24 protein-coding genes and 1 tRNA gene are annotated in these 25,168 nt (G+C 70.8%); 9 read left to right on the forward strand and 16 right to left on the reverse strand.

Annotation, left to right across the window (positions count from 1 at the left end):
* The coding region (locus AB0395_RS19755; protein WP_366282434.1) for a transposase at nt 1–194 on the forward strand (194 nt) is incomplete at its 5' end.
* A gap of 120 nt (nt 195–314) precedes the next feature.
* On the opposite strand, the gene paaI is transcribed toward AB0395_RS19755, so the two are convergent.
* The 10 genes from paaI to AB0395_RS19805 are packed head-to-tail and all read right to left on the reverse strand — an operon-like array spanning nt 315 to nt 11,343.
* Complete coding sequence (paaI, locus tag AB0395_RS19760) at nt 315–737, reverse strand: hydroxyphenylacetyl-CoA thioesterase PaaI (protein ID WP_366282436.1); 423 nt, start codon at nt 735–737, stop codon at nt 315–317.
* A gap of 8 nt (nt 738–745) precedes the next feature.
* Nucleotides 746–1,627 (reverse strand): SDR family oxidoreductase, encoded by an 882-nt coding sequence (locus AB0395_RS19765; protein WP_366282437.1) that lies wholly within the window; start codon nt 1,625–1,627, stop codon nt 746–748.
* A complete protein-coding gene (locus tag AB0395_RS19770; protein WP_366282439.1) occupies nt 1,624–2,892 on the reverse strand; it encodes an MFS transporter in 1,269 nt (422 codons plus the stop codon). Before AB0395_RS19770 ends, AB0395_RS19765 begins: the two co-directional genes overlap by 4 nt.
* Nucleotides 2,889–4,118, reverse strand: a complete 1,230-nt coding sequence (locus AB0395_RS19775) for an AMP-binding protein (RefSeq protein WP_366282440.1) — start codon at nt 4,116–4,118, stop codon at nt 2,889–2,891. Before AB0395_RS19775 ends, AB0395_RS19770 begins: the two co-directional genes overlap by 4 nt.
* Nucleotides 4,119–4,122: 4 nt before the next feature.
* Nucleotides 4,123–5,166 carry a hypothetical protein gene (locus AB0395_RS19780; protein ID WP_366282442.1) on the reverse strand — a complete coding sequence of 348 codons (1,044 nt, stop codon included), beginning with the start codon at nt 5,164–5,166 and terminating at the stop codon, nt 4,123–4,125.
* A complete protein-coding gene (locus tag AB0395_RS19785; protein ID WP_366282444.1) occupies nt 5,163–6,533 on the reverse strand; it encodes a lysine 2,3-aminomutase in 1,371 nt (456 codons plus the stop codon). Before AB0395_RS19785 ends, AB0395_RS19780 begins: the two co-directional genes overlap by 4 nt.
* 8 nt (nt 6,534–6,541) lie before the next feature.
* Entirely contained in the window at nt 6,542–8,245 is a 1,704-nt protein-coding gene (locus tag AB0395_RS19790; protein ID WP_366282446.1) for a class I adenylate-forming enzyme family protein, read from the reverse strand.
* Complete coding sequence (locus AB0395_RS19795; protein ID WP_366282447.1) at nt 8,238–9,611, reverse strand: FAD-dependent oxidoreductase; 1,374 nt, start codon at nt 9,609–9,611, stop codon at nt 8,238–8,240. The genes AB0395_RS19790 and AB0395_RS19795 overlap by 8 nt, the downstream gene beginning before the upstream one ends.
* On the reverse strand, nt 9,608–9,826 hold the full coding sequence (locus AB0395_RS19800; protein ID WP_366282448.1) for an acyl carrier protein: 219 nt from the start codon (nt 9,824–9,826) through the stop codon (nt 9,608–9,610). The genes AB0395_RS19795 and AB0395_RS19800 overlap by 4 nt, the downstream gene beginning before the upstream one ends.
* 14 nt (nt 9,827–9,840) lie before the next feature.
* Entirely contained in the window at nt 9,841–11,343 is a 1,503-nt protein-coding gene (locus AB0395_RS19805) for an amino acid adenylation domain-containing protein (RefSeq protein ID WP_366282577.1), read from the reverse strand.
* 203 nt (nt 11,344–11,546) lie between these two features.
* Between AB0395_RS19805 and AB0395_RS19810 the strand changes: the two genes are divergently transcribed.
* Nucleotides 11,547–13,451, forward strand: coding sequence for a BTAD domain-containing putative transcriptional regulator (locus AB0395_RS19810; protein ID WP_366282449.1), 1,905 nt, complete (start codon nt 11,547–11,549; stop codon nt 13,449–13,451).
* 177 nt (nt 13,452–13,628) lie between these two features.
* On the opposite strand, the gene AB0395_RS19815 is transcribed toward AB0395_RS19810, so the two are convergent.
* Entirely contained in the window at nt 13,629–14,855 is a 1,227-nt protein-coding gene (locus AB0395_RS19815; protein WP_366282451.1) for a helix-turn-helix transcriptional regulator, read from the reverse strand.
* 550 nt (nt 14,856–15,405) lie between these two features.
* On the opposite strand from AB0395_RS19815, the gene AB0395_RS19820 reads away from it, so the two are divergent.
* On the forward strand, nt 15,406–15,963 hold the full coding sequence (locus tag AB0395_RS19820) for an ATP-binding protein (protein WP_366282453.1): 558 nt from the start codon (nt 15,406–15,408) through the stop codon (nt 15,961–15,963).
* A gap of 80 nt (nt 15,964–16,043) precedes the next feature.
* Here the strand turns inward: AB0395_RS19820 and AB0395_RS19825 are convergent.
* Nucleotides 16,044–16,120: transfer RNA gene (locus AB0395_RS19825), tRNA-Pro, on the reverse strand.
* Nucleotides 16,121–16,464: 344 nt separating this feature from the next.
* Between AB0395_RS19825 and AB0395_RS19830 the strand changes: the two genes are divergently transcribed.
* Complete coding sequence (locus tag AB0395_RS19830; protein WP_366282454.1) at nt 16,465–16,905, forward strand: hypothetical protein; 441 nt, start codon at nt 16,465–16,467, stop codon at nt 16,903–16,905.
* A 94-nt stretch (nt 16,906–16,999) separates the two neighbouring features.
* Here the strand turns inward: AB0395_RS19830 and AB0395_RS19835 are convergent, their stop codons facing one another.
* Genes AB0395_RS19835 through dhaK form a run of 3 tightly spaced genes read right to left on the reverse strand, consistent with a single transcriptional unit; the run spans nt 17,000 to nt 19,024 of the window.
* Nucleotides 17,000–17,371, reverse strand: coding sequence for a phosphoenolpyruvate--protein phosphotransferase (locus tag AB0395_RS19835; protein ID WP_366282456.1), 372 nt, complete (start codon nt 17,369–17,371; stop codon nt 17,000–17,002).
* A gap of 11 nt (nt 17,372–17,382) precedes the next feature.
* Nucleotides 17,383–18,030 (reverse strand): dihydroxyacetone kinase subunit DhaL, encoded by a 648-nt coding sequence (gene dhaL / locus AB0395_RS19840; RefSeq protein WP_366282458.1) that lies wholly within the window; start codon nt 18,028–18,030, stop codon nt 17,383–17,385.
* Between the two features lies 1 nt (nt 18,031).
* On the reverse strand, nt 18,032–19,024 hold the full coding sequence (gene dhaK, locus AB0395_RS19845) for a dihydroxyacetone kinase subunit DhaK (RefSeq protein ID WP_366282578.1): 993 nt from the start codon (nt 19,022–19,024) through the stop codon (nt 18,032–18,034).
* A gap of 160 nt (nt 19,025–19,184) precedes the next feature.
* Here dhaK and AB0395_RS19850 point away from each other — a divergent pair, with 160 nt between their 5' ends.
* The 4 genes from AB0395_RS19850 (at nt 19,185) to AB0395_RS19865 (ending at nt 23,124) form a co-directional block, all read left to right on the forward strand.
* The gene (locus tag AB0395_RS19850) at nt 19,185–19,958 is read left to right on the forward strand and encodes a cyclase family protein (protein WP_366282460.1); all 774 of its coding nucleotides are present in this window, start codon (nt 19,185–19,187) and stop codon (nt 19,956–19,958) included.
* Complete coding sequence (locus tag AB0395_RS19855) at nt 19,955–21,643, forward strand: thiamine pyrophosphate-binding protein (protein ID WP_366282462.1); 1,689 nt, start codon at nt 19,955–19,957, stop codon at nt 21,641–21,643. The genes AB0395_RS19850 and AB0395_RS19855 overlap by 4 nt, the downstream gene beginning before the upstream one ends.
* A 111-nt stretch (nt 21,644–21,754) precedes the next feature.
* Complete coding sequence (locus AB0395_RS19860) at nt 21,755–22,507, forward strand: lysophospholipid acyltransferase family protein (protein ID WP_366282464.1); 753 nt, start codon at nt 21,755–21,757, stop codon at nt 22,505–22,507.
* A gap of 65 nt (nt 22,508–22,572) precedes the next feature.
* Nucleotides 22,573–23,124: a hypothetical protein gene (locus tag AB0395_RS19865; RefSeq protein ID WP_366282466.1), complete on the forward strand. Its 552-nt coding sequence runs from the start codon at nt 22,573–22,575 to the stop codon at nt 23,122–23,124.
* 127 nt (nt 23,125–23,251) lie between these two features.
* Here AB0395_RS19865 and AB0395_RS19870 read toward each other — a convergent pair whose 3' ends face one another.
* Complete coding sequence (locus AB0395_RS19870) at nt 23,252–23,692, reverse strand: MarR family transcriptional regulator (protein ID WP_366282468.1); 441 nt, start codon at nt 23,690–23,692, stop codon at nt 23,252–23,254.
* Nucleotides 23,693–23,798: 106 nt separating this feature from the next.
* On the opposite strand from AB0395_RS19870, the gene AB0395_RS19875 reads away from it, so the two are divergent.
* A complete protein-coding gene (locus AB0395_RS19875; protein WP_366282470.1) occupies nt 23,799–24,551 on the forward strand; it encodes a dienelactone hydrolase family protein in 753 nt (250 codons plus the stop codon).
* The last annotated feature ends 617 nt before the right edge of the window (nt 24,552–25,168 follow it).

Consider the following 25,168-nt stretch of genomic DNA (forward strand, 5'->3'; position numbering starts at 1 on the left):
CGGCCTGGTACGGGCGCGACCTGCTGGTGGCGGACCGGTGGCTGCCCTCCTCCAGGCTGTGCTCGGCCTGCGGGGTACTGCAAGACACGATGCCGCTCGGCGTCCGGGACTGGGTGTGCGCCTGCGGCGCGGTCCATGACCGGGACGTGAACGCCGCCAAGAACATCCTGGCCGCCGGGCTGGCGGACAGGTGAAACGCCTGCGGAGCTGGTGTAAGACCTCAACGAGAGTCCTCTCGGGCGGGCGACCGGCGATGAAACAGGAACCCTCACGGGCGACCGTGGGAATCCCCCTCGTTCACGAGGGGGAGGATGTCAACGTGGCGTCTCACCCGGCCTGCCGGAAACTGTCACGCTCTGGCCGCGGAACTCCGCGATGACCGCACCGCCGGGGCGTCGCACGGTCACGTCGTAGACGCCGTTCCTGCCGTACCGGACGCGTTCCACCGCCTCGGCCACCAGCTCGTCCCCGGCCGCGGCCGGGCGCAGGAACGTCACCTGCGCGCTCTGCGCCAGCGTGACCGGCCCGTAGGCGTTGCAGGCGTACGCGAACGCGGCGTCGGCGAGGAGGAACAGATATCCGCCGTGGGCGATGCCGTGCCCGTTCAGCATGTCCCCGGAGACGCGCATCCGCAGCCGTGCCCGCCCCGCGGCGACCTCCTCCAGGGCGATGCCGAGCGACCGGCAGGCCGTGTCCCGCGCGTACATGGCCTGGGCCAGGTCCGTCTCCGTGCTCATGTCGCGGCTCATGTCGCCGCCCCGCTCCGCTCCGGGCCCGCGATCCAGCTCCTGGCCAGAGACTGAACGGCAGAACCGTCCCGGTCGGTGAGTTTGCTCGCCAGGTACTCGCTCACCCAGGCGCTGGTGGGGATCCGGAACGGCGGCTCCGCCGCGGTCAGCGCCCGCACCACCACGTCGGCCACGTCCCACGCCGGCTGGCCCGCTCTCTCCCAGCCCTGGCCGCGCACCCAGTCGACGTAGTCGGTGAACGTCCCGGCGTACGGCCCCGAGGCCGCCCGGATGGTCTCCCGGTTGACGTCGGGGAAGACGCCGAACCGGGTGCCCGGCACGAAGCCGGGCACGACCACGCTGACTCTCACCCCGTGCTCGGCCGCGACCGGGGCCAGGCTCTCCATGAACCCCTCGACGGCGAACTTCGCCGCCGCGTACGCCTCGTTGAAGGGCTGGCCGACGACGCCGTGCACGCTGCCGATGGTCAGCAGACGGCCCCGGCCCGCGCGCAGCAGCGGCATCGCGGCCCGGCTCACGGCGACGACCCCGAAGAAGTTCACCTCCAGGTTGGCCCGCAGGGCCTCCATGGTCGACATCTCCATCGTGGGGTCGAAGTTGGAGACGCCGGCGTTGTTGACCACCGCGTCCAGCCGCCCGTAGGTGTCCCGCACGCCCTCGACACACGAGGTGACGGACTCGGCGTCGGTGACGTCGAGGCGGCGGACGTCCAGCGTGACCCCGGCGCGGTCCGCCTCCTCGCGCAGCGCGTGCGACCGCTCCGGGTCGCGCATCGTCGCCACCGTGGTGAACCCGGCCCTCGCCGCGGTGACCGCGGTCGCCAGGCCGATGCCCGACGACGTCCCCGTGATCAGAACCGTCCGCTGCCGCGTCGTCATGGCGTGCTCCCCGAGAGCATCGGCTCCTCCTGTCGTTTCTCCCGGTCGAGCAGCGGCTGGACCCCCAGCGCGGGCAGGAACGAGAACGCGGCCAGCAGGGTGCCGCCGACCATGACCGACCGGGCCGCGTCGAGCACGCCCAGACCGTCGGTCAGCAGGGTGACCGCCGTGCCGCCGACGAGGGCGGCCAGCGGGATCACCCCCCACGTCGCGGTGCGGAACGCCGCGTGCGTCACGCCCTGGTTGTCGGCCGTCATCCGCGACTGGCGGATCGGGGCGCTGCAGACGTTGATGCACGCCATGAAGAAGCCGTAGCACCCGAACGTCACGCCGATCACGGGCGCGGCGGGCAGCGCAGGCGCGGCGAGGATGCCCAGGCCGACCAGGCAGTGCAGCAGGAGCGCCCAGGCCAGGGTCCGGCCGAGGCCGAGACGGTCGCCGATCTTGGGTGCGACGAGCGCGCCGAGCACCGCGCCGACCGCCGCCACCGACATCGCCGCCCCGAACACGCCCACCGAGACGCCCAGGCCCTGGTAGGCCAGCACCGGCAGGACCGTGACGAAGATGGGGCCGCCCGAGTTCAGGGTCACGGCGGCCACGACCACCCGGCGCAGGACCGGGTCGGCCCAGTTCAGCCGGAACCCCAGGGTCAGCCGCGACCACACCGACCCCTGCTGGACCGTTCTGTTCCCCAGGGGCCGCATGGAGCGGAAGCACGCGGCGGAGACCAGGTAGCTGGCCGCGTCGACGAGCAGCGCGGCCACCCCGAGCGCGTGGTACAGGCCCGCGGCGATCGACGGCCCGGCCACCTCGGAGACCGTTCTGCTGCCTTCAAGGCGCGAGTACGCCCGGACCAGCCGGTCCTCGGGCACCGTGGTGGGCACGGCGACGAGATAGCCGACGTTGAAGAAGATCGTCGCTCCGCTGACCAGGGCCACACAGACGAACAGCACCGGCGTCGACAGCACGCCGTACCAGTAGGTAACGGGAATGGCCACGACCGCCGCCAGCCGTATGAGGTCGCACGCCAGTAGGGTCAGGCGCTTGTCCCACCGGTCGACCAGCACGCCGGCGATCGGCCCCAGCAGGGGGATGCCGAGGTACTGGGCCATGGCCACGACGCCGACCTCGAACGCCGAGGCGTGCAGTGCGAAGATCATCAGGGTGGGCACGACGAACACCGTGATCCGGTCCCCGAAGAGGCTCACCGTCTGACCGCCCCAGAACAGGTTGAACTCCCGGCCCAGGGACCTGGGGGACTTCATGCCTCTTCCCGTACGACGAAGGTGGCGGTCTTGCCGGTGCGCTCGTTGCTGACCAGCGCGTCGACGGCCGTCACCCGGAACGACTGCGGGTCGTGCTGGAACGCCGTGCTGATCGTGAACGTCGAGGACATGAGGTCCCCGCGCAGCCGCTCGGCCAGGTCCGGCGGCGCGTCCTGATCGGTCAGCAGCAGCACGTCCACCGTGGAGACCCGGCTTCGCTGCTCCGTGATCAGGATCTGCGCTCGTGAGACGCCGGGCTCCCGTTCGACCTGCGCGACGATGTCGTCCACGTGCAGCCCAAGCCCGCGCACCTGCACCACCGAGTCCCGGCGGCCCAGGATGCGCAGCGCCCTGTCCTGTCGGCCGCAGTCGCACGTCACGAACCGGCCCGCGTCGCCGGTCCGGTACCGCAACACCGGGTTGAGCGTGTCCGGGTTGAGGGTGGTGAAGTCCAGCAGCTCGTCCGCGTCCACATGCACCAGCTGCTCGGGGAGCGTGTGGAAGACGTCCGGCGGGCACTGCGGGGTGTTGGTGCCGACGACCCAGGTCTCCGTGCTCCCGAACATGCCCCAGCGGCGCGCGTCCGGCGCCACCGCGGCGATGTCCTCGTCGAGCTGCGAGTGCCAGGCCTCTCCGAGCCAGAGCACTTTGCGCAGCGCGGGAAGGCGTATCCCGGCCGCTCTCGCGTGCGCGAACCACAGCCGCAGCACGCTCGGTGTGCCGCCGAACGCGGTCACGCCCCGGGCGGCGAAGAAGGCCAGCCAGTCGCCGTACTCCTCCCTGGTGACCGAGCCCAGCGCGATGACCTCGCAGCCGGACAGGTCGGCGAAGGCGCCGGCCAGGAAGTGGGCGCCCCACATGCGGCCCGCGCCCCACCCGTTGACGAAGACGTCGTCCCGCTCAAGCGGGCGCCACTGCTCGTAAACGCCGTCCATGTAGAACCCGGTGGGGGCGTGGCCGACCTTGGGCGCGCCGGTGCTGCCGCCGCTCTGGAAGAGCCAGGTCGCGCCGCGCTCCGCCTTCGGCCTCAGGTGCGCGAGGGCCGCGTTCAGGTCGTCCTTCACCAGCGTCGGAAGCGCGGCGATGTCCTCCAGCGTGAGCGCCTTCTCGTGGCCCGCGTACCGCGGCGCGAGCTCGGGCACACTCTTCAGCCGTTCCAGCGTCCGCTGTGAGACGCTCAGGCGCGGCTCGGCGGCCTCGGGCGGCAGCGAAAACGATTCGGTCATGTCGTCACCGGCTCTCGAAGGTCGGGGCGGCGGCGCCTGTCGTCAGCCACCGGGTGTGGGCGTCCCGGTAGGCCGTCCAGCGCGCCCGGGTGATGTCCCGCTGGAGCGCCCGGTCCGGATCGCCGAAGTCCGGGGCGATCACGCCGTCGGGTTCGAGCTCGGAGAACCAGAAGCGCTCGCCGTCGAACAGGAAGTCGACGCAGAAGAACGGGATGGGCAGCTTCCGGTAGAAGTACGCCGTCGCCTCCGCCAGCTCGGGAGGGACGGGCGAGAAGTCCATCGTGCCGCCCCGGCTGGCGTTGGCGACCGGCGAACCGGCCTCGGGGGTCCGCTTCAGGACGGCGTACGGCTTGCCGTCGACGACGTAGACCCGGTAGTCGATCGTGCCGTCGCCCAGGTAGGGCTGGATCACGAGGGTGGTGTCGCCGCCCTGCGCCAGGCTGGCCATGCCCCGGATCTCCTCGGCGCCGCGGGCCAGGTTGACCCCGCCACCGCCGCACCATCCGGAGGGCTTGACGATGGCCGGGTAGGTCAGATTCTCCAGCGCCACCTCGTACAGGTGCTTGCCCACGTCCCGGCCGGTGCCGACACGCAGCGTGGGGATCGGGGGAATGGGCGAGTCGTCCAGGTAGAGGACCGTGGCCAGCTTGTCGTTGGCGACGGACGACAGGCCCGGCGGGAACGGCAGGTAGAAACCCGCCTGCTCCAGCACGGCGTACAGGGTGTACTGGTTGAACACGTCCATGGACTGGTACGGCAGCGAGTACAGCGCGGTGATGAAGAGCGTGTCCTCCGGGGTGACGAGCTCGTCGTCCACGTAGACGCGCGGCTTGCCGGGCTCCAGGCCGTCGACCGTCACCGCGTCCGGCGAGTGCCTGGTCCAGCTCAGGCCGAGTTCCGCGGCCACGTCGGCGTACATGTCCCAGAAGTAGTGGCGCCACATCGCGCCCGTCCGGGTCGACTCCCGGTCGGGAAAGATCCAGCACATGCGGCGCAGCGTGCTCGTGGCGGCGGGGGGCGTGGGGGTCGCCGGGGTCGTCGAGGTCATGGCCGTCCCTCTCCGTCGGTCCACCAGCGGCGGCCCGACTCGGGCAAGGTGTCGATCGGGTCGTAGAAGGGGAACCGGCGGTCCTGACCGGCGGACTCGTCTCGCTCCAGCCCGATCCCGTGGTTCCTGGTCCAGTAGGAGATGCCGCGTTCCCGGTCGTACTCGACCACCTGGTGCACCCAGCGCTTGCCGGCGTACGGCACGTCGCACACGATCCGCGGCGTCGCGTAGCCGGGCAGGTAGCCCATGATGGCCTCCTGCAGCCGCTGCGCCCGGTGGACCGGGATCCGCCAGTGCTCCGCGTTGGGGATCATGTCGCAGAGGTAGAAGTAGTACGGCAGGATGCCGGCCTCGCCCTGCAGGGCGAAACACAGGTCCAGCAGGTCGGCCGGGGTGGTGTTCACCCCTCGCAGGAGCACGCCCTGGTTGCGCACGTCCCGCACCCCCGCGTCCAGCAGGGCACGGGTGGCCTCGGCCACCAGCGGCGTCACCGACCGCACGTGGTTGGCGTGGGTGTGCACGGCCAGGTTCACCCCGCGGCGGCGGGCGACGGCGGCCACCCGGCCCATCCCCTCGACCACGCCGGGCTGCAGCCAGTGCTGAGGCAGGCCGACCAGCGCCTTGGTCGCCAGGCGGATGTCCCGCACGGACTCCAGGTCCAGCAGCCGCAGCAGGAACCTCTCCAGCCGGGCCCAGGGCACGTTGGCCACGTCGCCGCCGGAGACCACCACGTCCCGCACGCCGGGCGTGCGCTTCAGGTAGTCCAGCATCAGCTCCTGCCGGTCCACCGGCTTGAGGGCGAGCCTGGCCTTGACGATCTGCGGCGTCGAGGTGCCGACCAGGTCCATCCGGGTGCAGTGGCCGCAGTACTGCGGACAGGTGGACAACAGCTCGGCCAGCACCTTGGTCGGGTAGCGGTGGGTCAGCCCCTCGACCACCCACATCTCCGCCTCGTGCAGCGAATCACGTTGCGCGAGCGGGTGGCTCGGCCAGTCGGGGTGGCGGTCCGAGCGCACCGGCAGCATGTAGCGGCGGACCGGGTCCGCCAGGAACGCCTCGGTGAAGGAGGCCGGGTCGCCCTCGGCGTACGGCGCCATCACGTTGAGCATCTGCGGCGGGATCAGCGTGGACATGGTCGCGAACCGCTCGACGTCGGCGGCCAGGTCGGCGTAGAAGGACTCCTGGAGCAGGTCGCCGACCACCGCGCGCAGCTGCCCGGCGTTCTTCACGCAGTGGGCGCGCTGCCAGCGGGCATCGCGCCACTGCGCGTCACTGACGTCGCGCCAGCCCGGCAGCCGCCGCCAGTCCGGTTCCACGAGCGGCCGGCGCGCATAGGTGTACGGCCCGCGGGAGGCGTCGGCGTTCATCCGGCGGCTCATCCGGTGAACAGCGCCGCGTGCCGGGTGCGTAGCTCACGCTTGAGCACCTTGCCGGTCGGGCCGAGCGGGAAGTCCTCGCCGGTCCGCGCGATGACCACCGTGGCGAGCGGGGCGAGGCCCGCGTCGGCGAGGGCCTTGTTCGCCTTCTCTCGCACGTCGTCGGCGGTGACGTTCGCGATGTCGGCCTGCGGCCGTACCACGGCGATCGGGCGCTGCCCCTCACCGGCCTTCCCTGGCACGCCGACGACCGAGCAGTCCTGGACGAGGTCGGCGCAGTCAGCGATGAGGACCTCCTCGATGGGCAGGCTGTAGACCGGCCCCGCAGCGGTGTCGATGACATCCATGGTCCGGTCGAGGTGGTAGAAGTTGCCCTCGCCGTCCCTGCGGGCCACGTCGCCGGTGAGCCAGTAGCCGTTGAGCTCGAAGCTGCTCGTCAGTCTCGGGTCGTTCCAGTAGCCCGGCGTGCGGGAGGGGGTGATCACCGCCAGCAGGCCCACGGTGCCGTCGGGCACCTCCTCGCCGTTCTCGTCCAGCACCGCGGCCTTGATCACCGCCTCCTGCGCCTTGCCGACGCAACGGTCGTCGCGCGGCGTCTCCGGGGTGGTCACCTGGCCGAAGAGCGCCATCCCCATCTCCGAGGAGCCCAGGCCGTCGATGAACTGGGAGCCCGGCAGCGGTTCGCCGGCGGCGGCGCCGCTCGGGAGCAGCCACGACTTGATCAGACCGGCGGGCCGCTCGCCGAGCCGGACCAGCCTCCTGACGTGCCCGTAGTGCGCGCTGTCTCCGGTGTTGAACCAGGAGTGCACCCTCGCCGCGCCCTTGACCGGCAGCTCCCCGGTGGCGAGCTCGACGAACGTCCGCGGGAACGAGGCCACCATGGTCGGCTGGAACGCCTCCATGACCGGTTCCACGACCGCGCGCCGCCAGTCCGCCATGACCACGGTCGGCAGTCCGAGCAGCACCGCGGTGAGGAAGTAGCTGAGCCCACCGGCGTGGGTGTGCGGCATGAGCGACATCAACCTGTCGTACGGCTCGGCCGGGAAACGCAGCATCCGCGGCTGCTTGCCGTCCCAGAACTGCCGGTGGCCGAGCATCGTCGACTTGGGCGTGCCGGTGGTGCCCGACGAGTGGATCAGCGCCACGACGTCGTCCGGCGCGTGCCGGTAGGGGTACTCGGCGGGAAGCGGGACGGAGCCGGCGTCGTGGGCCCGGACTTCGGCGGCCAGGGCGATGAACCGGGGCCTGCTCTGCGGGTTGTTGCGGTAGGCCAGCTGCAGCCGGGTCGAGTCGTCGGCGACGATGCCGACGGCGCCCACGTGGTCGAGGTAGCGGACCATGACGTCGGGCCGCATCGCGTCGTTGATCATCGCCGGGATGGCGCCGAGCGCGGTGAGCGCCAGGAAGTGGAGCAGGGGTTCGAGCCCCTCGCCCACCACGATCCCCACCGGCTCGCCCGGCCGTACGCCGTTGGCCCAATACCACGTGGCGTACCGGTCCCGCAGCGCCGCGAGGTCGGTCAGGCTGTGGCCGCGCAGCACCACCTGGCCACGGTGGTCGTTGTGGTGGCTGTAGACGAACGGCACCGCCCGGTTGGGGTTGGCCGCCAGGGCGTGATCCAGGAAGTTGCCCGCGCCGAGCTCCGGCTCGGTCATCAGCCGCCGCCGGACGGACAGCGGTGCGATCGACGTGATGTCAGACATGGATGTCCCTTCGTTCGTGCGTTGTGATGATCTCCGTGGTGATCTCTGTGGTGATCTCTGCGGCCACCCGGTGTCCCGACCGGATGGCGCCCTCCATCAGGCCGAAGAACTCCGTGCTCGTCTCGGTGCCGGCCCAGTGCACCCGCCGGTGCGGGGTCACCAGATGCGGGCCGAGCCGCAGCCAGTCACCCGGTCCGAAGAGCGCCGCGTAACACCCCCGGCTGTAGTCCTCGTTGACCCAGTCGGTGGCGTGGAACCCGATCGGCTGCGGCAGCCCCGGGAACAGCCGCGCGGCCTGGGCGACCGCCCGCTCGCGCTGCTCCTCGGCGGACAGCTCCGCGAACCGGTGCGCCTCCCCGCCGGTCACGAACCCGGTCAGCACGCCCACGGCACCGTCCGCGGGCGAGTCGTCCACCGTGGACAGCAGGGGGCCCCGCGCGTTGACCGACCAGCCGGACAGACCGTGCTCCCGCCAGGCGGGCGTCGGGTAGACCAGGTGCACCTTCACCGCGCAGCCGGGCGCCGTGCGCTCACCGGAGCGGGGCACCGGCAGCCCGGGCCGGTAGTCGATCGCGTCGGCGAGCGTCGGCGGCACCGCGACCACGACGGCGCCGGCCCGCAGCGATGCGGTCGCGGTCACCACGGTCACGCCGTCGTCGTCCTGATGGATCGCGCGCACCGGCTCGCCGAGGCGTACCCGCTCGCCCAGCCCGGCGGCCAGCCTCTGGCACAGCAGGTGCGCGCCGCCGTCGATCCGGTCCTCCTGCGCGCCGCCCGCGAACGCGTTCAGGTAGCGGACCCCGCCGCCGGAGCGGAGGTAGAACGCCATGTGCAGGACGGACACGTCCGCCGGGTCGGCGGCCATCATCTCCCCGAGGAACAGCGGGAAGAACAGCCGCGCGTCCGGATGACGCAGGTGCTCGGCCGCCCATTCGGCCGCGGTCCGCGTGTCCAGCAGGGCGGCGTCCGCGGACAGCCAGGGGGCATCCGCGCGCAGGGCCCCGGTCAGCTCGTCCAGCGCGTCGAACATCTCGCCCAGCGCGACCGCGGACAGCGGCGGGAACCGGCCGGGCCTGGTCTGGTCCCCGGTCTGGGTACTGCCGAGCGCGAACCGGCTGTCGCCGGTCATGGTGGTCGGCGTGGTCTTCAGATCCAGCTCGGCCATCAGGGCGGTCAACGCGGTGTGCCGGCCGCCCAGATACGCCGCGCCCGCGTCCACCCAGGTGCCGGGCGCGACCTCGATGCCGTGGGTACGGCCCCCGACCCGGTCACGCGCCTCGAGCACGGTGACCTCGACGCCGCGCGCCGCCAGGTCGGCGGCGGCGGTGAGCCCCGCCAGGCCCGCTCCCACCACGACGACGCTCATGCCATGCTCGCGATCTTCTTGGAGAGGGCGTTCGGGGTCGGCGCGTCCAGGAAGTCGTCGAAACCCAGCTCAACGCCGTAGGTACGCGCGATCGCGCTCAGGACGCGGGTGGCGAGCAGCGAATCCCCGCCCATGACAAAGAAGTCAGAATCGGCCCTTACTTCGGCGTTTTCCAGCACGCGCCGAAAGATGTCTGACACGGCGTCTGTATTCATGGAACGATCCCCTTTCATGCGGTGGCGGATGCGTATCGCTGATGCGAACCCGCCCGGTCGACTTTTCCGCTGGCCGTGTAGACGAGCTCGGGCACAACGGTGATTCGGCTGGGTACGAGATGACTCGGGACGCGGTCGCGCAGATAGTCCAGGACGTCTCCGGCCAGCGTCGCGACGGCGGTGGACGAGCGGGGCACGATGTAGGCCGCGAGCGTCGTGTGGTCGGCGACGGCGGCGCCCGTGACCGCCACGGCGCCCACGCGTGGATGAGCGGAGATCTGGGCCTCGACCTCGGCTGGATCCACCCGGATGCCGCGCACCTTGAGCTCGTGGTCGAGCCGGCCCTCGTGGACGAGCGTGCCGTCGGAGGCCTGGCTGACCCGGTCGCCGGTGCGGAAGTAACGCTCGGGACCGGCTCCGAGATCCATCTCGACGAACCGTTCCGCGGTCGCGTCCGGCCTTCCCCGGTACCCCAGCGCCAGCGACGGGCCGCCGACGAGCAGCTCGCCCTCCTCGCTGAGGTGCTGCCGGACATGGGGCAGCGGGCGTCCGATCGGCACCCGTTCCCCCGCGGCCCAGGGCGCCGCCCGGCCTGCGGCGAGCGGGCCGTGCAGGTCGACGGCGTGGGTGATGAGCGTGGTCTCGGTGCACCCGTAGGTGTTGACCAGGCGGATCGCCTCGGTGCCGAGCGCGCACCAGTCCGCCAGCCGTACGGGGCTCACCGCCTCCCCGCCGACGATGACCGTCCGTACGGACGCGGGCAGCGCGGCCCGTTCCTCCACCAGGTGGCGCACCAGTTCGTGCCAGAACGCCGAGGGGAGGTCCAGCACGGTGATCCGCTCGGCGTCGATCATTCGCAGCATCCGCTGGAAGGAGCCCGAATAGGCGTGGTCGTGGAAGACCAGCGCCGCCCCCACGGTGAGCGTGGGCAGGATCTCCTCGAAGCAGGTGTCCCAGTTCAGCGACGCGAACTGCAGCACGCGGTCGGCGGTGGTGAGGCCGAACAGGTCCCGCAGCGCGCCGACCACGGTCGAGATGGCGCCACGCGGGGTCACCACGGGCTTCGGCTCACCGGTCGAGCCTGAGGTGAACAGGATGTAGGCCGGATCGTCCGCGGCGACGAGCGCCGCGTCCGCCCTGCCCCGCCCGGCCGTCCGCGCGGCTTCCGCCTGGCCGGGGAGGTCGATCGCGCGCACTCCCGGCGGTGCGGGCGCGCCCGGTTCCGCGGCGACCATCAGGCGGCATCCGCTCGCCGACATCAGCGCCCGCTGCCTCGGCTCCGGGTACGCCGGATCGATGGCGCAGTACGTGCCACCGGCCGCCAGCGTGCCGAGCAGCCCGGCGACGGTGGCCGCCGACCGCGACGTGACCACCCCGACCACCCCGGGGTCCGGGCCGAGCCGCCGAGCCGTCACACGCACCCACGCGTCGAGTTCGGCGTAGGTGAGGACCTTGCCGTTGTGCGTCACAGCCGGCCGATCCGGGTGCCGGCCGGCCGTGTCGGCAAACGCTCTCATCACGTCGTGGTGCAGATGGGACACGATTGCCCCTTCCTGAAGAGAATGCCAAATGGCAATTTGTTGTGAAATTGGGGGAGATCGCGTTCATGCTGTCGAGAGGTGCTGGATGTGGGCTTGTTACTGCCTGGATTTCGGCTGGACTGCATTTCGTAGCTCTCGTATGGCTGCCTGTGACAACGACGTGACAGACGGAGAGCGAAATGTCAGACGAATGTCTGGAGCACGTTCTGAAAGTCGGACTTCTTGGAGCGGTCCAGGCATGGTGCGAGTGCCAGGAGATCCCGCTCGGACCACCACGGCAGCGGGCGGTGCTGGCGCTGCTGGCCCTGGAGGCGGGCCGGACCGTGTCGATGGAGCGGTTGATCGAGGGGCTGTGGGGGGAGGGGGCTCCTGCGGGCGCGCGGGGCCTGGTGCAGGGGTACGTGTCACGGCTGCGGCCCGCCCTGGCCAGGGTCGGCGTCACGATCGCGCGCAGCCCGCAGGGCTACCTGCTCGAGCTCGCGGCCGAGCAGGTGGATCTGCACGAGTTTCGAACGTCGGTCACCCGGTCGCGAGCCATGAAGACGGACGAGGCGCAGGCCGCCGGGCTGCGATGCGCGATGACGTTGTGGCGAGGCGAGCCGCTGACGGGCATCTCCGGCGGGGAGCTGCTGGACCGGCTGCGGGAGACCCTCAGGGAGGAACGGCTCTCGGTCACCGAGGAGTGCCTGAACGCTGAGACGCGGGCGGGTCGTGACGCGGTGCTGATTCCTGAGCTGATAGCGCTCGTGGCGGACCACCCCTTCAGGGAGAGGCTGGTGGGATTACTCATGCTGGCGTTATGCCGGGCCGGTCGCCGGGTGGACGCCTTGAAGCGGTACGAACACACCCGCCGCCGGTTCATCGACGAGCTGGGACTGGAGCCCGGTCCCGAGCTGCGGCAGCTGCATCAGCGGATCCTCCGCGGCTCCGTCTGCGCGGTCAGGCCGCCCGGCTTCTCCGCCTCGGCGGTGCCCGCGCAGCTGCCGCCGGAGCCGGGGCAGTTCACCGGGCGCACGAATGAGCTGAGCACGCTGGACGCGGTCGCGAACCGCGGCGAAACGGTGGCGATCTCCGTGGTGACCGGGGCGGGCGGGGTCGGGAAGACGGCCCTGGCCGTGCACTGGGGGCACCGGATCCGCCCCCGGTATCCCGACGGACAGCTCTACATCAACCTGCACGGTCACTCGCCGGAGCGGCCGCTGCGTCCGATCGAGGCGCTCGGGCGGTTCCTGCGCGCGCTCGGCGTACCGGCGGAACGGGTGCCGGACACGGTTGAGGAGGCCAGCGCGGCGTACCGGAGCCTGCTCGCCGACAGGGAGGTCCTGGTGGTGCTGGACAACGCGGGCAGCGTGGACCAGGTCCGTCCACTCCTGCCGGGCGGCCGACGCTGCGCGACCGTGATCACCAGCCGGGACCACCTGGCCGGCCTCGTCGCCCGGGACGGCGCGGTCCCGGTCCCGCTCGGCGTGCTGGCCTCGGGCGAGGCGGTCGCCCTGTTCGGCAAGCTCCTCGGCGACGAGCGCCTGTTCGCCGAGCCGGACGTCGCCCTGGAGCTGGCCAGGGCCTGCGGCTACCTGCCCCTGGCGCTGCGCATCGCGGCCGCCGACATCGCCGGCAGGCCCGGCGGGGACATGGCCGGTCAGGTGCGCAGGCTCACCGACAGCAGGTTGTCCGTACTGTCCGTCAACGGAGACGCGCACGCGGCGATGCGCGGCACGTTCGACATGTCCTACCACCGTCTGGACCCGCCGTCACAGCGCCTGTTCCGGCTGCTCGGTCTCATCCCCGGGCCCACGTTCACCCCCGAAGCCGCCGCCGCCCTGGCCGGAACCACCCCCGGCGAGACCGATCGCCTGCTGTGCCAGCTCGCCGCCGCGCACCTCGTCGAGGAAAGCGAGCAGGGCCGCTACACCTTCCACGATCTGATCCGGGAGTACGCGCTCGAGCGCGCCTGGGCGGAGGAGCCGGAACCCGACCGCGCCCGTGCGCTGGACGCGCTCCTGGCCTGGTACCTGCGGGTCCTGCGGGACGTCGGGGACGCCCCCTGCCCGCACGTGCCGCGCGCCCGCGGTCACAGCGGATAGCGCTGCTCTGCCGATCACCCCCGGAACGCGGTGAGGGCACCTCTCCTTCAAGAGGTGCCCTCACCGGCCAGGCGGACCCGCTCCCACCTCAGCCGCTTCGCCGCCTCGACGCCTGGCATCGCCGGCCATCCCGGAGCCGACTCCCCCGCAGGAGGCCGTTACTTCCGGTTCGGTGCTCTATTTCTTCTTGAGGACGGTCGTCAACTCGGCCGCGAGATCAGGCATCCCATGCCGGCGAGCGGTGTTGATCACCATGCGTAGGTCAGTCGAGACGCGTGTCGACTGAATGTCAGCGGCTTTCGCGGCGGCTTGGCGCGCTTTCCCCTCTCCCTGGTCACGCGCTCCGGCGCGGATATCGAGAACGGCGAGCCGGGTCAGGCAGCGTAATCCTGTGCGCGTGCGCCCAGCGTCCAGCTTCTTCACCGCGGCTGTCAGTCGCTCTCGTGCTCGCTCGTCCTCGCCGAGCGCGAAAAGTGCGAGTCCCAGTGCGCTGTCATGGTGACCTGCGGAGACGGTAATACGGTGTGCCCAGTCTGGGGCTATGGCCTTACTATCCCGCGACAATGCTTCCTCGGCCCGGACAATATGCCGTAGCCCTTCTGTACGTTGACCTGCTGTGGCGCAGTGTCTGGCCGCGACGGCATGCAGGTTGGCCTGCTCGGCGGAACTGATTCGCTCATCGCCCAACGCCATCCTGAGGATTTCAACCCCATCGGATGGCTGGCCCATGTCGGTGACCACCGTAGACAGGTCAAGCATGATATGCGCTCGTAGGTCACGGTCTGCGCCTTGGGCGGCATTGTCCAACGCGAACGTCAGCAACTGAATTGCCCGTGGTGATGCGCCTGAGTCGTATGTTGCCCACCCCAGGCGATCCGCGAGTAACCCGACTGCGGGGAACAGTCGCTCTCGCGTGGTGGACGACATCTTGCGATCAAGCAGGCTCACCGACCATGAGAGCACTCCGCCTGCTATCGCGGTGGCTGTGGAGCTGTGGCCTGCGAGATCCATGTCCATGTAGAGCTGAGTGGCGCTCTCAATGGCCTTGACCTCGGACAGGCCGACGTTGCCCGGTGGCAAGCTTGGCAAACCATCGAGCAAACGAGTAAGGGGCTCCAACGCTGCGGCCCCCACAGACGCCGCCGCGATTGAGCTAAGCAACTGTCTTCGCCTCACACTGTCAACGGTACCTTCCGAAAAGGACGCATCCCCGTTCTCGGGGGTTGCGGCAACGGGTACACCGAGAGTCCGTTCGTAGGCCAGCACCAGAGCAGGGGTGACGGGACGTTCGCCGCGTTCTACACGGCTGAGATGCCCCTTTGAAGTGCGTATTTCGCGGGAAAAGGCGTCAAGGCTGATGCCCTGACTTTCTCTCAGAGAACGTAGATCCTGGCCCGTTGTCATGTCGCGTTCTCTCCCTGAATCGTTGCCGCACCTACGTTGCGACAACCCCGCAACGGTGTCTTTGGGACCACTGACCTTGATGCTAATGACCAGGTCGCGCGGGTGACAGCGATACGGCGCTCTCTCATCGCGGAAGCATCGGCGCTAAGAGTGAAATCCCGCTAAATGGCTCGAAGTGAACCTACAAGACGAACCAACCGAAACGACATGATTCGCCCGGTGGGTTCCTGAACCGCACGATGGGGGTGCGATCCATGGGCAACTTTAGGGCTGTCCGATGGGTTCAAGGAACAGGAGGTTATCAAGAGCATCAGTTCATTCATTTGGTGCGTTTGGCCTGGGACCTGCGGGGCCTGGGGCTGGAGGTCTCGATAGAGCTTTCGCAGAGGCAGGAGCCTTGTTTGACGGTACGGCGAGCGTCGGGGCCGCTGTTGCGGATCGTGGCGACGAAGCGCGCCCAGGAGTGGGTGTTCGCCTGGGGGCGGGGCCGGGATCAGTGGGGGGCCGCCCTGGATTCAGAAGTTCCGCACCATATCCGGGAGATGGCGCGGTGAGGGCCGTGACGCTGGGCGTCGTCGACCTGCCGGGAGTCGAGCGGTCCGTTTCCGTGGCCCGGCGGTACGTGGCGGAACTGCTCACGGACGCGGGTCACGTGGAGATCGAGGACGTGGTCTTGCTGGTGAGTGAGGTCGTGACCAACGCCGTGGTGCACACCGGCTCGGGCAGGCCGGGTGGCGTGGTGACGGTGGAGGTCACCGATACCGATCGGGACGTGGTCTGCGTCGAGGTGATCGACGACGGTCCGTCCTCACCGTTGGTCCCGCCCGGTGTTCCGGTGCTGCGCCTCCCCGGGGGAGACGACGGGGCGGTGCTGGAGACGGGCGGGCGTGGGCTGTGGCTGGTCGACGCGATCGCCGAGAGGTGGGGCGTACGCCAGGTGGAGAAGGGCCGGGTGGCGGTGTGGATGCACGTCCCCACCTCCCGATCGACAGGACAGAGAGAACAGGAAAGGAACGATGGCAAGTGGCGCCGGGTGCCGGTGCGGGGACTGCCGGGCCTACAAGAACGCGGCGCGTTGACGGAGAGGCCTGGCCCGCCGATCGGATGACGACAGTCACTCGGTTGGTCACCCAGAACGCGGAAAGGGTGCCTCCCCTGTGGGTGACACCCTGCCGACCAGCGAGAATCTGGTCGGGACGACAGGATTTGAACCTGCGACCCCTTGACCCCCAGTCAAGTGCGCTACCAAGCTGCGCTACGTCCCGGTCATCCTTCGCCCTCTCGGGCGGGACGGCACGATCTTAGCGCACATCGGGTGATGGGCCGCGCGTCGACCCTTGACCCCCGGTCAAGTGCGCTACCAAGCTGCGCTACGTCCCGGTTGTTCTCTCGTCCTCTCGGGCGGGACGGCGCGGTCTTGGCGCACATCGGGTGATGGGCCGTGCGCGCCGTGATGTCCCGGGAGACGGGTGAAGGGTCTTCCCTCCCAGTGGGACCTACCTCTACGGTGCCATTTCTGTTCCTGTAATGACAGGAGCGGTCCGAACGAAGAGGAAACATGTTCAGTACCCCCCACAAACGTCGAGTGAATGCGGCGGTCTCCGCCGGGATGTTAGTTTTCGCCCTGGTCGGCTGCGGAGGCTCCCCGACCACCGACCTGGACGCCACCGGCATGGTCCAGGCGCTCGCCAAGCAGGGCCTGCCCGTCACCCTCACCGTGACGTACACCGCCTCCAACGACCCGAACAAGCTGCTCGGCCGCCCGAACAGCTACACCTCGAAGGCCTCCTTCACCGACCAGCGCGTCGATCCCGCCAAGGTGCAGGGAGGCAAGCAGGGCGATGTGAACCTCGGCGGCAACGTCGAGGTGTTCGCCACGGCCGACGACGCGGCGGCGAGGGCGGCCCTGCTCAAGGAGAGCGCGGAGAAGGTCCCCACGCTCGCTGAGTACAGCTACGCGAAGGGCCCGGTCGTGGTCCGGGTGTCGAAGGAACTGATGCCGGCGGACGCGCTGGAGTACGAGGGAGCGCTCGGCAAGCTCGTGCAGTGACGCCATCGGAACGGCGAGGCTCCGACCCCCCACCTGGGGCCTCGCCGTTCCGGTGCGACGCTCAGCTCACAGCTCACAGCTCGCCGGAGGCGGGTCACAGCTTGCGGAAACTCCTCGCCTCCTCGGCCGCGGCCAGTACGGCCCGCAGCGACGAACCCGCGCTCGCCGAGATCACGGCCGCGATCGCGCCCTCGACGAACGGCACGTCGGCGATCGCGACTCCCGGGGCCTCGAAGAGCCGGGCGGTCAGCACCGAACCGCCGAGGTCGGGGATCAGGACCACCCCGTCCCCCTGGTCGACCCGCTTGATCATCGCCGCCACCAGTTCGGCGCTGCTGCCCAGGCCGCCGTCCTCCGTGCCCCCCGCCGAGGCCAGGGGAACGTCCACATCGCAGATCCGTTCGGCCAGCGCGGCGACCTCGGCGGCCAGTGGTCCGCTGTGGGAGATGAGGACGATGCCCACCATCGGCGACTTTCCTACCCTTCTCGGGGTTCGTCGGATGCCGCCGCAGCCGTGCACAGGGCGGTGAGCATGAGTGCGGCCGAGGCGGCGCCGGGATCCTCGTGGCCCACGCTGCGAGGGCCGAGGTAACTGGCCCGCCCCTTGCGGGCGAGCATCGGGATCGTGGCCTCCGCTCCCGCGACGGCGGCGGACGCCGCCGCGTCGAGCGCCTCCCGCCGCCCCGCGCCCTCGCGCGCCGCCCCGGCCAGTGCCCTGATCGCGGGGGCGAGCGCGTCGACCATGGTCTTGTCGCCCTCCACCGCCGCCCCCAGTCTCTGGATCCCGGCGAGCCCGGCCTCGAGCGCCCGCGTCAGCTCGGTCACGGACACCTGCGGGGTTTCGCCGAGGGCCTTGCCCGCCTCCAGGAACGCCGTGCCGTACAGAGGCCCCGAGGCTCCGCCGACCTTGCGGATCAGTGTGCTTCCCACCAGGCGGAGCAGGGCGCCCGGGGTGGCGGGCTCGTCGTCGGCCAGGGCCTGGGTGACGGCGCGGAAGCCCCGCTCGAGGTTGGCTCCGTGGTCGGCGTCGCCGATCGCCGCGTCCAGCCTGGTGAGCCGCTCCTTCTCCGCCCGCACGGTCCTGTCGATCTCGCCGACCCAGCGGGCGAAGACGGCGGTGTTCATCTCAGCGGCCCCAGCGCAGGGCCGGGGTCTCGACGGGAGCGTCCCAGAGGCGGGTGAGCTCCTCGCTCAGCAGGCAGACCGTGACCGAGAAGCCCCGCATGTCGAGGCTGGTGACGTAGTCGCCGACCAGGCTCCGCGCCACGCGGGCGCCCTTGCCCGACAGGTACTCCGCCACCTCGGCGAAGACGACGTAGAGCTCGATGAGCGGGGTCGCGCCCATGCCGTTCACCATGACCAGGACGTCGCCGGAGAGCGGCATGTCCTCGTGGATGGCGTCCATCACCGCGGTGACCAGCTCGCGGGCCCCTCTCATGGTCGCGCGGGACCGTCCCGGCTCGCCATGGATGCCGATGCCCAGCTCGATCTCGGTCTCACCCAGCTCGAAGGTCGGCCTGCCGGAGGCGGGAGTCGTGCAGGCGCTCAGCGCGACGCCGAAGGACCGGCTCCTGGCGTTGACCTCCTCGGCCACCCGCGCGACCTCCGGCAGCGCCGCGCCGCCCTCCGCGGCGGCTCCGGCGATCTTCTCGACGAAGACGGTCGCGCCCGTGCCCCGGCGGCCCGCGGTGTGCAGGGAGTCCCGCACGGCCACGTCGTCGTCGACGAGCACGCTGGCCACCTCGATCCCCTCGTCGGCGCAGAGCTCGGCGGCCAGCTCGAAGTTCAGGACGTCGCCGGTGTAGTTCTTCACGATGTACAGCACGCCTGCGCCGCCGTTCACCGCGGTGGCGGCGGTGATCATCTGGTCGGGCACCGGTGAGGTGAAGATCTCGCCGGGGCAGGCCGCGTCGAGCATGCCGTGCCCGACGAAGCCCGCGTGCAGCGGCTCGTGGCCCGATCCTCCGCCGGAGACCAGGCCGACCTTGCCCGCCCTGGGACCCGACGCCCGCGAGACGACCCGGCTCTCCCGGTCGACCCTGAGTCCGGGGTGCGCGGACGCCAGGCCACGCAGCGCGTCCGTGACGACCGAGTCGACGCTGTTGATGAGCTTCTTCACAGTTGTTAGCTTTTCCCGTTCGGGTGCCGGGGCAAGCGCGGTCGCGCGGAACCTCTTGCCGGGACGGAACCCCTCCCGCGTGGGACCGGTGGCGGAGATGGCGGGAGGCGTCGGCGTGTAGGAGGATCTGGCCAGGACTTTTTGCGATGCTGGAGGCGTCATGTCGGTGCTGCGGAACCTGGTCGACAGCGTGCGGAACGGCGCGGTCGAGGTGGTCGACCTGACGGCGCCGCTGTCGTCGCGGACGCCGGTCCTGCGGCTGCCCGAGCCCTTCGGCAACACCGCCCCGTTCACGCTCAAGGAGATCAGCCGCTACGACGACCGCGGCCCCGCCTGGTACTGGAACGACATCTCGACCGGCGAGCACACCGGGACGCACTTCGACGCGCCCGTCCACTGGGTCACCGGCAGGGACGGCGAGGACGTCTCGCAGGTGCCGCTCGACCGGCTGATCGCCCCGGCGGCGGTGCTCGACCTCACCGCGGAGGCCGCGGCGGATTCGGACTTCCTGCTGGAGATCGACCACGTCGAGGCGTGGCAGCAGGCGAACGGACCGCTGCCGGAGGGCGGCTGGCTGCTCTACCGCACCGGCTGGGACGCCCGCTCCCACGACCAGGGGAGCTTCCTCAACGCCGACGAGACAGGCCCGCACACCCCGGGAGTCTCGGCCGAGTGCGCCAGATGGCTGGCGGAGGAGACGCCGATCATCGGGCTCGGCGTGGAGACGGTCGGCACGGACGGGGGCGCCGCGCACGGCTTCGACCCGGCCTTCCCGTGCCACTCGTTCCTGCTCGGCGCGGGTAAGTACGGCCTGACGCAGCTGCGCAACCTCGACCGGCTGCCGGTCACCGGCGCGGTGGTCGTCGCTCCGCCGCTTCCCATCGTCGGCGGCTCGGGCAGCCCGGTGCGGGTGCTGGCACTGGTCGAGCGGTGAACGTCGCCCAGGCCGTCGGCGCGGTCCTCGCCTCCCTCGGCGTCGACGCCGCCTTCGGGGTGGTCGGCAGCGGCAACTTCCACGTGACCAACGCGCTGATCGAGCACGGCGTGCGGTTCGTCGCCGCGCGCCACGAGGGCGGCGCCGCGACCATGGCGGACGCGTACGCGCGCACCTCGGGGCGGGTCGCCGTGCTCAGCGTCCACCAGGGGCCGGGCCTCACCAACGCGATGACGGGCATCACCGAGGCGGCCAAGAGCCGCACGCCTCTCATCGTGCTGGCCGGGGAGGCGACCGCGCCGCGTTCCAACTTCTTCGTCGACCAGGCCGCGCTGGCGACCGCGGTCGGCGCGGTCCCGATGCGGGTCACCTCGGCGGAGACCGCCGTCGCGCAGGCCGCGGAGGCGTTCCGCGTGGCTCGCGACGAGCGGTGCACGGTCCTGCTCAACCTCCCGCTCGAGGTGCAGGAACGACAGGTCTCCGCCTGGCCGGAGCCGGGCACGTCCGGCGGGGCCCCGCGGGAGCCGGGCACGTCCGGCAGAGAGGGCGAGCCGGGGCAGGAGGACGCCGCGCGCCTCGCGGAGCTGCTCGCCGCGGCGCGACGGCCGGTGTTCCTCGCGGGCAGGGGAGCGCGTACGGCCAGGCGGGACCTTGAGGAGCTCGGCGGGCTGACCGGAGCGCTGCTGGCCACCTCGGCCGTCGCCAAGGGTCTCTTCCGGGGCAGCCCGTGGGACCTGGACGTGAGCGGAGGGTTCGCCTCCCCCCTCACCGCCGGGCTCATCCGCGACGCCGACGTGATCGTCGGCTGGGGCTGCGCGCTCAACATGTGGACCATGCGTCACGGCACGCTCGTCGGCGCCGGCGCCAAGGTCGTCCAGGTGGACCTGGACCCCGGTGCCCTCGGCCTCAACCATCCGATCCACCTCGGCGTGACCGGCGACGTCGCACGCACCGCGCGAGCCGTCACCGGCCTGCTGGCCGGGCTGCTCACCGGGGCCGGGACGGCGGAGGCCGTACCGGGCCTGACCGGTTACCGGTCGGAGGAACTGGCGGGACGGATCGCCGGGGAGGGCCGCTGGCGGGACGTGCCCTACGCCGACGAGGGCGGCGACGGCCGTATCGACCCCCGGACGCTGACGATCGAACTGGACGACCTGCTGCCCGCCGAACGGGTCGTCTCCACTGATTCAGGAAATTTCATGGGATATCCGGCGATGTTCCTTGATGTTCCTGACGAAGGCGGCTTCTGCTTCACGCAGGCGTTCCAGTCGGTCGGACTCGGCCTGGCCACCGCGATCGGCGCCGCGCTGGCGCAGCCGCACCGGCTCCCCGTGGCCGCGCTCGGCGACGGAGGTGCGCTGATGGGCGTCGCCGAGCTGGAAACCGTCGTACGGCTCGGCCTGCCCATGCTGATCGTGGTCTACGACGACGAGGGCTACGGCGCCGAGATGCACCACTTCGGCCCCGGCGGCCACCCCCTCGGCACGGTGACCTTCCCGCCCGCCGACCTCGCCGCGATCGCCAGGGGTTTCGGGTGCGAGGCGGTGACCGTACGGGCCGGGGAGGACCTGGCCGCGGTGGCCGGATGGCTGGGCGGCCCGCGGGAGCGGCCGATGCTGGTCCACGCCAGGGTCAGCCGCGCGCGGGGTTCGTGGTGGCTGGAGGAGGCCTTCCGCGGGCACTGAGCCCCGGGCCGTGACCAGGCCGTGGGCGGCCCTGACCGGGAGTGGGCCGGGAGTGGGCCGGAGTGTGGGCGGGGGCTGAGAGAGCCGGGTGGCTGCGGTACGGTTCAGCCTATGGCTGAGATCGTGTACCCCCCGGTCATCGGGTTGGCAAGGACCCTGTTCCGCGCGCTGGACCTCAAGATCCGCGTCGAGGGCGCGGAGCGGATCCCGCGGACCGGTGGCGCGGTGCTCGTCAGCAACCACATCAGCTACCTGGACTTCATCTTCGCCGGCCTGGCCGCTCTGCCCGCCAAGCGCCTGGTCCGCTTCATGGCCAAGAAGGAGGTCTTCGACCACAAGATCTCCGGCCCGCTGATGCGCGGCATGCACCACATCCCGGTCGACCGCGCCGCGGGCGCCGCGGCGTTCGGCGCGTCGCTGAAGTCGCTCAAGGCCGGTGAGGTCGTGGGCGTGTTCGCCGAGGCCACGATCAGCCAGTCCTTCACGGTCAAAGAGATCAAGAACGGCGCGGTCAGGATGGCCGTGAGCGCCAAGGTGCCCCTGATCCCGGTCGCCCTGTGGGGCACCCAGCGGCTGTGGACCAAGGGCCACCCGAAGAAGCTCCTCCAGCGGCACGTCCCGATCACCATCCTGGTCGGCGAGCCGCTGCATCCCAAGCGCGGCGACGACTACGACGCGGTCACCGCCGAGCTGCGCGAGCGCATGGCCGAGCTGCTCGACCGGGCCCAGCGGACCTACCCGGAGATCCCGCCCGGCGCGTGGTGGCAGCCCCGCCACCTCGGCGGCACCGCCCCAACCCCTGAGGAGGCCGCCAAGCTGGACGCCGCAGAGGCGGAGGAGAGAGCGGCCCGTCACAAGGAGTGAGGAGGGGCGCTCCGCCACAAGTCGTGAGCAGGTGAGCCACAAGTGGCGCGGTCCATGCTGCCCGTATGAGTGACGCACTTGAGGATCTCGTCGGCGCCTTCCAGCCGGGGCCGACCCCGGGGCCCGGCCGCACGCCTGGGCCCGTCGGGATGACCATCCTGCTCCTGCTGTGGGCGGTCCTCGGCCTGATGCCCTTCGTCTTCTCGGTGCGGGACCTCGAACTCGCGACGGGGAGGATCGGTTCCCCGGGAACCCTGACGATCGTCTCGTGCGAGTCGCTGGGGGAGGGCCGCTACGACTGCAAGGGCAGGTTCGTGTTCGACCGGGGCGGCGACACGGTGACGGTGGACGCCTCGCCCGACTCGACGGAAGGGGACGTCAAGCGCGCCCAGCTCACCCCGGAGGGCGACCGCGCCGTCCCGGCCGGGACCACCGGCGTCCTGGCCGCGCTCACCCTGCCCTTCCTCGGTGTGGGAGTCCTGGGCTTCCTGCCGTACGCGTTCCTCTACGTCCTGCGGATACGGCGAGGCCGCCGTCCCGCCGTCATCCTCGGCTGTCTGCTCACGGTTGTCTCGCTCGCGGGCGTCGTCGTCGGCATGGTCGCCGCCTACTCCTGACGCCCTACTCCTGACGCCTCCCCTGGCCCCTCCGGCCCGCGGGTCCGCTCCCCATCGTCCCCGTGGACCCGATTCCACCCGCCCGTTCCCCGCGAGGGCCGGGGCGGGGTGTGGGCGGCGGGGGCGGTCAAAGCCGGTCGGCGATGCGTTCGAGCAGCGGGAGCACCTCGGCCAGCCTGCGCCGCTCCCCGCTGTCGAGGGTCTCGTCGAGGACGCGCTCCACCTGCTCGGTGACGGCCTGGGTCCGGTCGCCCAGGGCCTGCCGTCCCGCCTCGGTGAGCGAGGTGACGACCCGGCGCCCGTCCGCGGGGTCCGGTGCGCGGACGACCAGGCCGCGCCTGGCGAGCACGCCGAGGGCGGTACCGATCGCCTGGGGGGTCACCTGCTCGGAGTCGGCGAGCATCGCCGAGGTCGAGGGACCCATGCGGTCGAGCCGGGACAGCACCGCGAGCTCGGTGAAGGTGATGTCGCCCGGCGAGTCGGCGATGGCGTAGATCTGCCTGATGCGCCGGGCGATCCTGCCGACGGTGATCCTGAGGTCACGTGCGGTGTGGTCGGTTTCGGTCATAAACCAAAGTTAGCTTTATCAAGCTGGCTTTGCTATTTTCCCGGATGCTGACCCTGGTGCCGACCGGAAGACCCGGGCACCGACCGGAAGAAAGGACACGCGCCCCGTGTGTTATGACGCCGACGCCACCCCTCCCATCGACCCGACCGGAGTGCCCGTCACCTCGGGCCGCATCACCCTGACCTCGACCGGCGGCACCCGTTTCGCCGCGTTCCTCGCCGCCCCGGAGCGACCCTCCGGCGCGGGGGTCGTGGTGATCCCCGACAACCGGGGGCTCTCCCCCTTCTACGAGAGCCTCGCCGTACGGCTGGCGGAACACGGCCACCCGGCCCTCGCCTACGACCACTTCGGCCGGACGGCGGGCCCGAGCACCGAGGGCAGGGGCGAGGGCTTCCCCGCCATGGAGGACTTCGTCGCGCTCAGCAGGGACGGGATGTACGACGACATGGCGGCGGCCATCGACAGGGTGCGCGAGTTCGGCGGCGTTCAGGTGGCGCTGGGGTTCTGCATGGGCGGCAGGCTGGCCTTCTTCGCCTCCCAGCCCCGCTTCGGCCTGGCCGGGGTGATCGGGTTCTACGGCGCCCCCGGCATCGCGCCGCCGTACGGCCCCGGCCCCGCCCAGCAGGCGGCCGACCTCGGTGCCCCGATCCTCGGCCTGTTCGGCGGCGCGGACGAGGGCATCCCGGCGAGCGAGGTCGCGGCGTTCGGCGAGGCCCTGACCGCGGAGGGCGTCGAGCACGAGTTCGTCACCTACCCCGGAGCCCCGCACGGGTTCTTCGACACCGGTGACGGCGAGCACGCTGAGGCGTGCGCCGACGCGTGGCGGCGGGTGCTCGCCTTCCTGGAGAACGCCGACTGAGCCCGGGAGGCCATGGTCCGCCCGCGTGCTCTCCCGGGCGGGCCGTGGTGCCCCGGGCTCGTGAGGCTCGGCGCCCGTCCGGTCGGCGCCGCTCCCATGGTCCTCGGGGAGCCCGTGTCGAACGGCGGATCAGGGGCGTACTCGATCGCGAGCCGCATGCTCTGCACCGTCGTCTTGTCGCTGTTTTGGGGCCGCCGTTTTGGAACGTTCTTCATAGGTTATTAAGGAGGGTCCGAATATGGAGGACCTTTGTGGTTGGAATGAGGTCACCCCGCCGGGTAATGTCACTTTTATGTGGTGATGCGGCAATATGGGGCGCATGCGCTCACGAGAGAGGAGGGAGTGGGCGCCGATCGCGGGACCGGGGGGAACGTGCTCCTTCGCGGCCTGCCCGGGAGTCACGTGGGTCACTCGGCGACGCACTATAACGATGCACTAACGACAGATCTCCCTTCTATGGAAAATTTTCTGAAGTTCATGAGAATCAAGGGGTATCGCCTAACCCTGCCGCATGTCCGGAATCGGAAAATCATCGAGCGGTGCGGGTCGCAACCATTTTGGAAATTTGACTCAACTGTCTGATGAATTGTCCAGCTCCGAGAATGGATGATCGATGA

This window comes from Streptosporangium sp. NPDC051023 (assembly GCF_040689595.1).
Taxonomy (GTDB): Bacteria; Actinomycetota; Actinomycetes; order Streptosporangiales; family Streptosporangiaceae; genus Streptosporangium.